The organism is Streptomyces changanensis (genome assembly GCF_024600715.1).
In the GTDB taxonomy this organism is placed as follows: Bacteria; Actinomycetota; Actinomycetes; order Streptomycetales; family Streptomycetaceae; genus Streptomyces; species Streptomyces changanensis.
This window is the reverse complement of record NZ_CP102332.1, coordinates 5168796-5182556: the sequence shown is the minus strand read 5'-3', so window position 1 is coordinate 5182556 and position 13761 is coordinate 5168796. Positions and strand designations below refer to the sequence as shown.

Here is a 13761-nt window from a genome sequence, read left to right as displayed (position 1 = left end):
CGGTACGAGACGCGAGCGCGGGGGGCGCGGCGCGGACGGGGCTCCGGGGGAGCCCCGTCCGCGCGGGCCACCTCAGTCGGCGGCCGGGCTGCCGGGGCCTTGGGCACGGCGGGCGGCGCGCCGCCGCTCGTGGTGCCGACGCCGTCCGGCGGGGGATTCGGCGCCCTCCTCGTCGGCCGGGGTGTCCGGCGCGGCGGGCGGGGCCGCGGCGGCGGCACCGGACCGGGCGGCGGGGGCCGGGGCGGCGGGGGCCGGGGCGGGCGCCGGGGACCGGTCGAGCAGTTCGGCCAGGAGCCGTACCGTCGGGCGGTCGAACATGTCGACGACCGACAGCTCCGTGCCGAACTCCTCGGTGATCCGGCGCTGGACGCGCACCAGGTGGATGGAGGTCGCGCCGGCGTCGAAGAAGTTCGTGTCGACGGCGATCTCCTGGCCGTCCAGCACCTCCCGCCACAGCGCGGAGATCCGTTCGACGGTGGATCCGGACAGCGGGCCCCGGCCGTCGGCCGCGACCGGCGGCGTCGGGGCGGCCGGAGTGGCGCCGCCCGCGACGGCGGGAGCGGCGGGGACGGCGGCGGCGACCGGCGTGGCCGGCGGTGCGGACGCGGTGCCCGCCACCGGCGGCGCGGCCGAGGACGCGGCAGACGGTTCCCGCGCCTCGCCCAGCCGGGCCAGCGCCCTGCGGTCGACCTTGCCGTTGGCCGACAGCGGCAGCGCGTCCACGGCCCGCACGTGCCGGGGCACCATGTACGCCGGGAGCCTGCGCGCGAGTTCGGCGCGGAGCTCCGCCGCCCACGCCTCCGGGTCGCCCAGGCCGGCGGCGGCCCCGTCGGGCGGGCCGCCCAGCAGCGTGTGCAGCACCGTCTGGTCGTCCTCCAGACGCAGGACGCGGTGCAGCGGCTCCGCGTACACGTCGCCGACCGGGCACAGCCCGATCCGGCAGTCGGCGGCGCGCTGTCGCAGCAGCTGCGCCATCGCGCCGGCCTCCAGCAGAGCGAAGGGGCGGGCGAGTTCGCCGTAGACGGGCGCCACGGCCGCGTTCCTGGCCACCAGGTACACGGCGAAGCGGGCCGCCCCGGCCAGCGGCCGGTTGAACTCCCCGAACAGCGCCGGGTCGAGGGCCCGTCCGGCGCCCTCCGGTCCGTCGAGCGCCACCAGGGCCGGGCCCGCCGGGTCCAGGTAGTACGTTCCGGCGCCGACGCCGTCGACACCGCCCGGTGCCACCGCGACGTACGTCTGCACCGGGTAGAGCCCGCCGGCCGAGCCGTACGCGTAGCGCGGCACGCCCTCGTCGTCCTGCCGGGCGAGCACGGTGAGCAGCGCGTACAGGCCGGAGGCCGGGACCGGCCCGCGGCCGAAGCGGGTCGCGGCGCCGCGCGCGGCGGACGCGGCCCGCAGTGCGCGGGTGTCGGCGGGCAGGGCGAACGGGACGATCTCGCGGCCCGCGAGGTCCCGGCGCCGCCCCGGCTGGCTCAGCCGGGTCTCCAGCCGGCGCACCCGCTCGGCGTCCAGCGCGGCACCGCCCGCGGCGGGCGCGGCGTCCGCCGCTCCCGCGTCCGCCTCCCCGGCGCGGACCTCCGCCGCCGGTGCGGCCTCGCGCACCACGTACGCGGCGAGCTGCGCCGACATGCCGGAGCCCTCGACGAGGGCGGCGGCCTCGCGGACGCCGTCCGTCCGGACGAGCGCGGCCTCGATCTCGCCCAGCTCGATCCGCATGCCCCGCACCTTGACCTGCGAGTCCTCCCGGCCGAGGAACTCCAGTTCACCGTCCGGGTGGAGGCGGGCCAGGTCGCCGGTGCGGTAGAGGCGCTCACCCGTCACCGGGTGCTCGGGGAAGGAGCGGGCGGTCAGCGCGGGCGCGTTGCGGTAGCCGGTGGCCAGGCCTACGCCGCCGATGAACAGGGCGCCCGGCACACCGGTGGGCCGCAGCCGGAACGCGTCGTCGAGGACGTACATCCGCTGGTTCCGCATGGGCCGCCCGTACGGGATGCTCGGCCGGTCCGGGTCGACGGTGCCGACCGGGTGGAGCACCGACCAGATCGACGCCTCGGTGGCGCCGCCCAGGCTGATCACCTCGGCCTTCGGGGCGACCCGCCGGATGTGGCCGGGCATGCCGACCGGGATCCAGTCGCCGCTCAGCATGACCAGGCGCAGGGACTCGACGTCCACCGCCGGGTTGCCGGAGGCGTGGACGAGCAGCATCTCCATGAGGGCCGGTACGGAGTTCCAGACGGTGACCGCGTGCTCGGCGACGAGCCGCGCCCAGCGGACCGGGTCGCGCTCCTCGCCGGGGCCGGGCAGCACGAGCGCCGCGCCGGCCGCGAGGGTGCCGAAGATGTCGTACACGGACAGGTCGAAGCCGAGCGACGACAGGCCGAACACGCGGTCCTCGGCGTGGACGCCGAACCGTTCGTTGATGTCGGTGACGGTGTTGAGGGCGCCCCGGTGGTCGGTCATCACGCCCTTCGGCTCGCCGGTGGAGCCGGAGGTGTAGATGACGTACGCCAGGTCGCCGGGGGCGGTCGCGGGCCGCGGGTCCCGGCCGGAGCCCAGGGCGGTGCCGCGGTCGACGGCGTCGCCGAACCGCAGGACCGTCACGCCGTCGGGCGCCGCGTCCCCGGCCGGGTGGCCGTCCGGGAGGGTGTCCGGGAGCAGCAGGGCGACGGCCCCGGCGTGGGCGAGGGAGCGGGCCACGCGGTCGGCGGGCAGCCCGCCGTCGAGCGGCAGGTAGGCACCGCCCGCGCGCAGGACGCCGATCGCGGAGGCGACCTGCTCCCAGCCCCGGTGGGCGAGGACGCCGACGAGGTCGCCGTCCCGCACCCCGGCGTCGCCCAGGGCGCGGGCGACGGCGAGGGAGGCCCGGTCCAGTTCGCCGTAGGTGACGGTGCCGGTGGTCGAGACGACGGCGGTGCGGTCCGGTTGGCGGGCGGCGCGCGCCAGGAACGGCTCGTGCAGCAGCCCGTCCGGCAGCGGCCCGTCGGTGGCGTTGAGCGCCGTGTACCGGGCGATCTGGCCGGCCGGGAGGAGCTCGCGGTGCGGGTCGTCCCAGGCGGCCGGTTCGTCGGCGAGCGCGGTGAGCAGCGCCGTGTACGCGCCGAACATGTCGTCCAGCGTGCCGGGCGCGAACAGCGCCTCCACGGCGTCCCAGGTGAGGCGGAGGCGGCCCTCGTGCTCGGCGATCTGGTGGTCGAGCCACACCTGCGGGGTCTGCGTGATGGTGTACGCGACCCGCGCGCCCGGCCCGGCGGCGAGTGCGCCGCCGCCGGTGTCGGCGCCGAGCTCGCTGGTGAAGACGACCGGCATGACGGCCTCGGCGACGCCCCGGCGGCGGGCCAGCTCGCCCGCCACCCACACACCGCTGACGAGCTGGTGGTCCAGGTCCTCCCAGAGGCGGTCCTGGATGCGGCGCGCCCGCGCCTCGAAAGCCCCGTCGGTGGCGCCGTCGACCTCCAGCATCGTCAGCGCGGTGAAGTCGCCGACGAGCGCGGGCAGGTCGGGGTGGTCGCCCACCCGGTTGAAGAGGGTGAGGTTCAGGGTGAAGCGGCCCGCGCCGGACCACGCGCCGAGGACGGTGGCGTACGCGGACAGGGCGAGCGCGGACGGGGTGATCCGCGCGGCGGCGGCCCGTTCCTTCAGCCGCGCCCACACGTCGGCCGGGAGGTATGCCTCACGGCGCCCGAACCGGGTCTCGGCCAGCTCGTCGGGGCGGCGCACCAGCGGCAGCGGCGGCGCGGGCGGCAGCGTGTCGAGCCGGTCCCGCCAGTAGGCGAGGTCGCGTTCCCGCCGCGGTCCTTCGCGGCGGGCCCGCTCGGCCAGGACGTAGTCGCGGAACGACAGCTCCAGCGGGCGCGGGTCGAGTTCGCCCCGGTACACGGCGAGGAGTTCGCGCAGCAGGATCTGGGTGCTGCCGCCGTCCGCGATGAGGGTGTCGATGCCGAAGTGGAGGCGGGCGCCGGTGCCGGTGGTGCGGCTGGCGCGCAGGTCGAACAGCGGCCACACCTCGGAGGGCAGCACCTGGTGGGACATGTCCCGGCGGACGGCCTCCAGCCGGCTCTCGCGCTCCGCCGCGGCGAGGCCGCGCAGGTCCTCGGCGGCGATGCGGTAGTCCGGCACGTCGGCGAGGACGCGCTGCTCGCCGTTCTCGTCGACGACGATGCGCAGGGCGTCGTGGCGTCGTACCAAGGCCTGCCAGGCGCGTTCGAGGCGGGCCAGGTCCACGTCGTCCACGTCGAGTTCGACGTAGAGGTGGCAGGACACGTCGCCGCCGACGGTGCCGCTGCGGCCGATCCAGTAGGCCCGCTGCACGTCGGTGAGCGGGAAGGGGTCGTGCCGGCGGGCCGGGTCGGGGCGGAGCGCGGCCGGGGCCGCCTCCTGCGCCGCGGCGTCCTGAGCGGTGCCGGTGAGGGCGTCCACGGCGGCGGCGAGGCCGGCGACGGTGGGCGCCTCGAACAGGGTGCGCAGCGGCAGCCGCACGCCGAGCGCGCGGCGGATCCCGGCGACGACCTGGGTGGCCAGCAGCGAGTGTCCGCCGAGCGCGAAGAAGTCGTCGTGGACGCCGACCCGTTCGGTGCGCAGGGCGTCGGCCCACACCCGGGCGACGGTCTCCTCGGTCGGGGTGCGGGGCGCGGTGAGCTCCCCGGCGCCGGTCCGCTCGGGCACCGGCGCGGGCAGCGCGCCCCGGTCCACCTTGCCGTTGCCGGTGAGCGGCAGGGCGTCGAGGATCACGAAGTGCGAGGGGACCAGGAACGACGGCAGGCGGCCGACCAGTTCGGCGCGCAGCTCCGCCGGGGCGGGCGGGGCGTCCGGCGCGGCCGGGACCAGGTAGGCGGCGAGGGCGGCGCGGGAGGTGCCCGGTTCGTACGCGGTGACCACGCACTGGCGCACGGACGGCAGGGCGGTCAGCGCCGCCTCGACCTCCCCGGCCTCGACGCGGAAGCCCCGGATCTTGAGCTGGTTGTCGTTGCGGGACAGGTACTGGAGGCGGCCGTCGGGGCGTACGCGGACGATGTCGCCGGTGCGGTAGAGGCGCGGTCGCCCGGCGGCGTCCTCGCCCGTTCCGGTCGTGGCGGGGTCGGCGGGGACGAAGCGCTCGCCGGTCAGTTCCGGGCGCCCGAGGTAGCCGGCGGTCACCCCGGCCCCGCCGATGTACAGCTCACCGGGGACGCCGGGCGGCACCCGGCGGCCGTGCGGGTCGAGGACGCGGACGGTGGTGCCGGCGATGGGCCGTCCGATGGTGACGGCGCCCGCGGCCGGGTCGACCGTGTCGGTCGTCGACCAGACGGTGGTCTCGGTCGGCCCGTACATGTTGCGGATCGTGCCGCGCACGTGCCGGGCGAGCGCGCCGACGAGGCCCGCGTCGAGGGGTTCGCCGCCGAGAAGCAGTTCGCGCAGGGTGCCGAGCGCCGCCGCGTCCTCCTCGTCGAGGAGGGCACGGGCGTGGGACGGCGTGCACTGGAGGTGGGTCACGCCGTGGGCGCGGATCAGGGCGGTCGGCGAGGCGCCGTCGCCGCTCCCGGCCCGCGCGGGGGCCGTGCCCGGCGCGGCGGCGGTGGCCGCGCGGTCGCCGAGGGCGGCCAGCGCGGGCAGCGCGCCGAGCGCGGCGTCCTCGTCCACACCGAAGTCGATCAGGCAGGCGATCTCGTCCACCCCGGCCTCGGTGAGCCGGCGGACGAGCGGCATCCGGTCCTCGACGGTGCCGATCAGCGAGCTGTCCGCGAGGTAGCGGGCGCAGGCGTGGTCGAGGAGGGCCTCCTGGTCGTCCTCGGTGAAGTCGTCGGCGGTGATGTCGACGCCCAGCGCGCGGGCCATGTTCTGGACGAGCCCGACTGAGGAGCGCAGGTACGAGCGGAACGGCTCCCAGGCGTGGGAGCGCACGTCGTCGACGTCGGCGCCCACGAAGGTGTGCAGCATCAGCGTGACGTGCGGCGCCCCGGCGTGCCCGGCGCGGTGCCACGCCTCGCGGTAGACGGCGATCTTCTCCGCGAGCTCCTCGACGCTCTGCCCCAGCAGGTGGGTGAGCAGCCGGGCGCCGGCCTCGCCGGCGGCGCGGCAGGTCTCCGGGTTACCGGACGAGGTGAGCCAGAACGGCAGTTCGGGCTGGACGGGGCGGGGCAGGACGGCGGTCTCGACGGTACGGCCGCCGGGTCCCTCGAAGGGGACGCGCTCGCCGCGCCACAGCCGCCGCACCTGGTCGATGCCAGTGAGCGTGCGGGCCTGCCGGTCGTCGTAGGCGTCCTTGGCGAGGACGAAGTCGTCCACGTGCCAGCCGGACGCGAAGGACACGCCGACGCGGCCGCCGGACAGGTTGTCGACGACGGACCACTCCTCCGCGACGCGGACCGGGTGGTGCAGCGGCATGACGACGCTGCCCGCGCGGACGCCGACGCGCCGGGTCGTGGCGGCGACGGCGGCGGCGAGCACGGACGGGGCGGGGAACGGCCCGCCGAACGCGTGGAAGTGGCGCTCCGGCATCCACACGGCGCTGAAGCCGTGCTCGTCGGCGAAGCGCGCGCCGTCCATGAGGAGCCGGTACTGGCCGGGTCCGGGCGGGGTGCCGCCGGTGTCGCTGGCGAAGTAGAACAGGCTGAACTCCGGTACCCGTTCGCGTACCGGCTCCTCAGCCGCGGGAGCCGGGGCGGGGGCGCGATCCTTGTCGGGGGTGAGGACCACGCGGTGGCCCCGGCTGACCGTCCACAGCAGTTCGAGCACGGAGATGTCGAACGACACGCTGGTGACGGCGAGCCAGGTGACCGGTTCTCCGCCGGTCTCCACCACCCGGTCCATCGCGGCGAGGAACGCCGTCAGGTTGCGGTGGCGGACCACCACGCCCTTGGGCCGGCCGGTGGAGCCGGAGGTGTGGATGACGTACGCGGCGGACTCCGGGTTCGGACGGCCGCCGTCCCCCTCCTCCCCGGCGGCCGTGACGACCGTGGCGGAATCGGTGGCGGTGTCGGTGTCCACCAGGGGCGTCCCGGGCGAGACGACGCCGTCCGCGAAGGTGGCGCGGGTCGCGGCGTGGACCAGGACGGCGGCGGGCGCCGCGTCCTCGCACACGTACCGCAGCCGCTCCGCCGGGTAGTCCGGGTCGAGCGGCACGTACGCGGCGCCCGCCGTGAGGACGCCGAGCAGCGCGGCCGGCAGGTCGGCACAGCGGCGCAGGGCCACGCCGACCCGGTCGCCGGGGCGGACGCCCACGTCCCGCAGCCGGGCGGCGACCCCCTCGGCGCGGGCGCGCAGGGCGCGGAAGGTGAGGGTCTCGCCCGCACAGGTCACGGCCTCGGCGTCGGGCCGGGCCCGTACGGCCCGGGCGAACGCGGCGAGCACGTCGGGGGCGTCGTCCGGCAGGGGCCCGCCGTCGCCGGCCGCGTCGAGGAGTGCCTGCTCGGCCGGGGTGAGGGCGAGCAGTTCGGACAGGCGCCGATCCGGGTCGGCGGCGGCGCGGCGCAGGACGCGCACGAGCGCCTCGGTCAGCGTCCGCGCGGTCGGCTCGTCGAAGAGGTCCCGGCTGTACTCGCAGACGCCCTCGGTGACGTCGCCGTTCCGGGCCAGTTCGAGGCTCAGGTCGATGCGGCACAGGCCGTTGTCGAGGTCGGCGGGTTCGACGTCGACGCCGGGCAGGGACAAGGCCCGCTCGGGGACGTTCCGGTAGCCGAACTGCACCTGGTAGAGCGGCGCGTGGCCGAGGTCCCGGTCGGGGCTGAGCTCGCGGACGAGCCGCTCGAAGGGCACCTGGGCGTGGGCGAACGCGCCGAGGGACGCCTCTCGCACCCGGCCGAGCAGCTCGCCGAACGACGGGTCGCCGGCCAGGTCGGCGCGCAGCACCAGGCTGTTGACGAACATCCCGGCGAGACCCGCCAGTTCAGGCCGGTCGCGTCCGGCCGTGGGGACGCCGACGACGATGTCTTCCTGGCCCGAGTGGCGCATGAGGACGGCCTGCCAGGCGGCGAGCGTCACCATGAACGGGGTGGCGCGGGCCTGCCGCGCCGCCGCCTCGACGGCCTCCGTGAGCGCGGCGTCCAGGGTGAAGCGGACCCGGCCGCCCCGGTGGGTGGGCACGGCGGGGCGGGGCCGGTCGGCGGCGAGGTGGAGCAGCGGCGGGGCGCCCGCGAGCCGCTCCCGCCAGTAGGCGAGGTGCCCGGCGAGGTTCTCGTCGGTCAGCTCGCGGCGCTGCCAGGCGGCGAAGTCGCCGTACTGGACGGGCGGCGCGGGGGCGTCGGCGCCGGTGCCGTCGAGGTGGGCACGGTAACCGGCGCACAGTTCGTCGACGAGGACCGCGCGGGACCAGGCGTCGCCGACCATGTGGTGGTTGACGACGACCAGCAGCGCGCGGTCGGGCGCCGAGCGGAGCAGCACGGCCCGGAACAGGGGGCCGCGCGCCAGGTCGAACGGGCGGGCGGCCTCCTCCTCGGCCCGCGCCTCCTCCGCGCCGGGCTCCACGTCCACGACCTCCAAGACGGAGCGGCCGGGCGGCAGGACCCGCTGGAGCGGGGTGCCGTCGACGGTGTCGACGACCGTGCGGAGCGCCTCGTGGCGGTCGGCGAGCCGGGTGAGGGCGCCGTCGAGCGCGACCAGGTCGAGCGGGCCGGTGAGCCGCAGACCGACGTACTCGTTGTGGACGCCGAGCCCGGGGGCGAGCTGCTCCAGGAACCACAGGCGCTCCTGGCCGAAGGAGAGCGGCGCGGGGCGCGGGGCCGGGGTGACGGCGCCCCGGCCGGGGGCGCCGTCCGGGGTTCCGGGAGCGGCGGCGGGCGTGTCGGTGCCGGTCGCGGCGGCGCGGCCGCGGGCGCGGGCCTCGAACGCGGCCCGCTGTGCGGGCGTGAGCCGGGCGAGTCGGTCCTCCCGGCCGGTGGGCTTGGTCACTGGTTCTCCAGTTCGGCGAGGATGCGGTCCTCGATCAGCTCGGCGAGGTCGGCCACGCGGCCGCCCTCGAAGAACGCGCGGGCGGGCACCTCGACGTCGAACTCGGCGCGGAGCCGGGCCACGATCTGTGCGGCGAGCAGGGAGTGCCCGCCGAGGTCGAGGAAGTCGTCGTGGACGCCGACCCGGTCGATGCCGAGCATCTCGCCGTAGATCTCGGCGAGGCGCTCCTCGGTCGGGGTGCTCGGCGCGGTGTACGGGGTGGCGAGGTCCGGGCGGGGCAGCGCGACGGCGGCGGGCCGCGCCGCGGGCGGCTCGTCCGCGGCCAGGCTGAGGGTGCCGTCGGTGACGACCGCCGACGGGCGGGCCACCACATGGCGTCCGGCGGGTCCGTCGAGCAGCGCGGCGAACGCGCGGGCGCCCTGGCGGGCGGTGAGGGCGCCGGCGAGCATGCGCTCCTGGAGGGCGCGCAGGTCGGCGGGGACCTCGGCGTCGGCGGCCATGCCGACCCCGGCCCACATGTCCCAGTCCACGGCGATCGCGTGGCGGGTGCCCGCGGCGGCCTCGGCCTCCGCGGCGGCGGCCAGGTAGGCGTTGGCGGCGGCGTAGTCGGCCTGCCCGTAGGTGGGGACGAGGGTGGCGAGGGAGGAGCAGACCACCAGGACGTCCGCCTCGTCGGGGCGGAGCGCGGCGAGCAGGTGGCGTGTGCCGTCGACCTTGGGGGCGAACACGGCGCGGGCCTCATCGTCGCCGCGCAGGGCGACGGAGCCGCCGCCGGGCAGGCCCGCGGCGTGGACGACGCCGTCGATGCGGCCGAACCGGGCGCGGACCCGGTCGAGGGCGGCGGCGAGCGACGCGGCGTCGGTCACGTCGGCGCGTACGGCGACGGCCTCGGCGCCCGCGTCGCGCAGCTCCCGCAGGAACGCGGCGTGTCCGCCGTCGTCCCGCGCCCCGCTCCCGCCGTCCGTCTCCGGGGCGGTGCGGGAGAGCAGCGCGAGGCGGGCGCCGCGGGTGCGGGCCAGGTCGGCGGCGAGGGTACGGCCGATGCCGCCGAGGCCGCCGATGACGACCCAGGTGGCGCCGTCGGCGAGCCGGACGGGCGCGGCCGGGACGGGGCGCTCGGCGGTGCTGACGGTACGGGTGAGGAGCGTGCCGTCGCGCAGGGCGAGGAGGCGCGCGGGTGCGGTGAGGACGGCCCCGAGCACGGCCTGCGCGGCGGTCTCGTCGAGGGCGGCGCCGGCCGCCAGGTCGATCTGGGCGCACCGGAGGTTGGCGTACTCCTCGGGCAGCACCTGGACGGGGCCGCTGAGCATCGCGGCGGCCGGGTCGGGGCGCTCGGACGGGGCGGTGCGGAACGCGCCGGCGGTGAGCACGCCGAGGCGGACGTCGTTGACGACGCTCTCCTCGGCCAGGGCGCGGGCCAGCCGGACCAGCCCGAAGTAGCAGGCGGTCTCGTCGGCACCGCCGTCCCGCGCGTCGTCGCCGCTGTCGAGGCCCCAGGCGTACAGGATCGCGGTCGGGGTGCGGACGAGGGCCCGCAGGTCGGCGAGGAGCTTGGCGTACTGGGCGGGGTCGGCCGGGTCGAGTTCGTACACGCCGCGCCGGACGCGCCGGTACTCGGGGCCGGGCCGTACGACGGTGACGATCTGGCCGCGCGCGGTCAGCAGGTCGGCGGCGGGCTGCGCGGCGCCCTGGCGGTCCATGAGGACGAGCCAGGTCTGGCGGCGGCCGCGCAGCGGGTCGGCGGCCTCGCCGTCCGCGCCCGGGGCCGTCCCGGTGTCCGTGCCCGTGCCGGTGCCCGTGCCGAGGGGGCGCCAGACGAGCGTGGCGTGCAGGGCGTCGGCGAGGTCCTGCTCCGTGGCGGCGCCCGCGGGGGCGGCGCCGCCGGGGGTGGCCGCCGTACCGGGGTCGATCCAGTGGTGGAGGCGCTCGAACGGGTAGCCGGGCAGGCCGGTGACACGGGCCCCGGGCCCGGCCGGCTCCCAGGTGACGGAGGCGCCGTGCGCCCACAGTCCGGCCAGCGACAGGACGGCGCTCGCGGGCTCGTCCTCCGGGCCGCGGCGGCCGCGTGAGGGGAGCGGCGCCGGGGCGGTGCGCGGGGCGTCGGCGCCGGGCCGCGCGGACCGCACCAGGTCGGTGAGGACACTGCCGGGGCCGTTCTCGACCAGCACCAGGCCCTCGTCGAGGGCGGTCAGGGTGCGCAGTCCCCGGTCGAAGCGGACCGGGGCGCGCATCTGACGGGCCCAGTAGCCGGGGTCGGCGGCCTGTTCCGCGGTGGTCCAGTCGCCGGTCACGCCGGACACGAACGGCACGCGGGGCGCGTGGCGGGCGGCCTGGGCGACCTCGTCGGCGAACCGCGCGGCGGCCTCGTCGCACAGGGCGCTGTGGAAGGCCCGGTCGACGGGGAGCCGCAGGGCCCGCAGGCCGCGCTCCTCGAAGGCGCGGGCGGCCCGCTCGACGGCGTCGGCCGGGCCGGACAGCACGGCGGCCTCGGGTCCGTTGACGGCGGCGAGGTCCAGTCCGCGGGCGGCGGCCTCCTCGGCCGCGGCGTCCTCCGTGAGCGGCACGGCGAGCATGGCGCCGGGCGCCGTCTCCGCCATGAGGCGGCCGCGTACGGCGGCGAGCCGCAGCGCGTCGGGCAGGTCGAAGACGCCGGACAGGGTGGCGGCGGTGAACTCGCCCAGGCTGTGCCCGAGGAGCGCGGCGGGCCGTACGCCCCAGTGCTCCCACAGCCGGGCCAGGGCGTGGCCCACTGCGACGACGGCGGGCTGGAGCAGGTCGGTGCGGCGCAGCTCCTCCTCCGTGCCGTCGCGCAGCAGTGCGATCAGGTCGCGGTCGAGCAGGGGCCGCAGCAGCGCGGCGCACTCCTCCAACGCGGCCCGGAAGACGGGGTGCGCGTCGCACAGGCCGAGCGCCATGCGGGGCAGCTGCGTGCCCTGGCCGGGCAGCAGGAACGCCACGGGGGCGTCGACCCGGTCGGTGCGGGCGGCGACGGCGTCGCCCCGGCCGCCTGCGCGCAGGGCGGCGACGGCTCCGGCGGTGTCCCGGGCCAGGACGACCCGGCGGTGGTCCAACAGGCGGCGGCCGGTGCGCAGGGTGCGGGCGACGTCCGCGAGCGGCACGCCGGGGTGGGCCTCCAGGTGCGCGGCGAGCCGCTGGGCGGCGGTGTCGAGCGCGGTGGCGGTGCGGGCCGACAGGGGCAGCGCGACCGGCACGGCGGGCGTGCCGTCGGCAGGGGCGTCCTCGGCGGGCCGGCGCGGGGCCTCCTCGAGGATGACGTGGGCGTTGGTGCCGCCGATGCCGAAGGCGCTGACGGCCGCCCTGCGCGGCGTGTCGCCGCGGGGCCAGTCGACGGGCGCGGCGGTCGCGTGGAACGGGGTGCCGGCCAGGGCGTCGGCGGCGGTCGCGCCGTCGCCGCGCAGGGTGGCGGGGATCGTGCCGTGGCGCAGCGCCTGCACGGCGGCGATCAGGCCGGTGACCCCGGCGGCCGTGTCGAGGTGGCCGACGGTCGACTTGACCGATCCCAGGGCGCACCAGGGGGCCGCGGCGCCGTCCGCGGAGGCCGCGGCGCCGCCCCCGGCCCCGGCTTCGGCCCCGGCCTCGGTGGCTTCGTCGGCCTCGGCGGCCCGGTAGGCGCGGGTGAGCGCCTCGACCTCGATGGGGTCGCCCAGCGCGGTGCCCGTGCCGTGGCCCTGGACGTAGCCGATGGTGCGCGGCGACACGCCCGCGACGGACAGCGCCTCGCGGATCACGGCCGTCTGACCGGCGACGCCCGGCGCGGTGTAACCGGCCTTGGCGGCACCGTCGTTGTTGACCGCCGAGCCGAGGAGCACGGCGTGCACCCGGTCGCCGTCCGCGAGGGCGTCGGCGAGCCGCTTGAGGACGACGACACCCGCGCCGTTGCCGAAGACGGTGCCGTCGGCCTGGGCGCTGTACGGGCGGCAGCGTCCCTCCGGCGATTCGATGCCGCCCTCGACGGACAGGTATCCGGCCCGGTGCGGCACGGTGACGGTGACACCGCCCGCGAGGGCCACGTCGCACTCCTGGCCGAGCAGGCTCTGCACGGCCATGTGCACGGCGACGAGGGAGGTGGAGCACGCGGTCTGCACGGTGACGGCGGGCCCGCGCAGGTTCAGCTTGTACGCGGCGCGGGTGGCGAGCTGGTCGGGCTGGTTGCTCTGGAACAGCAGCGGCACGCCGAGGGTGGCGCGCAGGTCGGCGCGGGGCAGCAGGTTGTGGACCAGGTACGTGCTCAGCAGCGACCCGGCGTAGACGGCGACGGGACCGGCGGAGCGGTCCGGGTCGCAGCCCGCGTCCTCCAGCGCGGCCCACGCGCACTCCAGGAAGATCCGCTGCTGCGGGTCGATGACCGACGCCTCCAGCGCGTTGTAGCCGAACAGCCGGGAGTCGAAGCCCGCGATGTCGTCGAGGACGCCCTTGGCGGGGACGTACCCCGGCGCGGCCGCCTCGGCGGCGGGCACGCCCGCGGCGGTCAGCTCCTCCGGCGTGAAGCGGGTGACGGCGTCCTCCCCCGCCACCAGCAGGCTCCACAGCTCGTCGGGGGAACCGGCTCCGGGGAAGCGCCCCGCCATGCCGATGACGGCGATACGGCCGTCGGTGTCGTCGTCCCGGTCGGGCCGGACTGGCTCTGCGTACACGTTGGTCTCCGTTTGGTGGCTCGGTGCGGGCACCGCGCGGCGGCGGGGCGGTCGGACGGCGCGCCGTCCCCCGGCCGGCAGGCGTTCCGGCCCGTCGGCGGACGGGCGTGAGTCCGCGGGGCGTTCGGCCCGCGGAGGGCGGGGCGTTCGGTTCCGCGGTCGGCGGGCGGGAGGGGCGTCCCGTGGGCGGACGGGGGGCGGCCCCGGGCACCGCCCCGGCGGACGGAGCCCGGTCCCGGGGGACGGG

General features: G+C 77.7%; 2 protein-coding genes. Both read right to left on the bottom strand.

The features are described 5' to 3' along the window. Positions 1–72: 72 nt before the first annotated feature. Positions 73–8859 carry a non-ribosomal peptide synthetase gene (locus NRO40_RS22840; protein ID WP_257375487.1) on the bottom strand — a complete coding sequence of 2929 codons (8787 nt, stop codon included), beginning with the start codon at positions 8857–8859 and terminating at the stop codon, positions 73–75. Then, positions 8856–13514, bottom strand: a complete 4659-nt coding sequence (locus tag NRO40_RS22835) for a type I polyketide synthase (protein ID WP_257375486.1) — start codon at positions 13512–13514, stop codon at positions 8856–8858. The genes NRO40_RS22840 and NRO40_RS22835 overlap by 4 nt, the downstream gene beginning before the upstream one ends. Positions 13515–13761 lie beyond the last annotated feature (247 nt).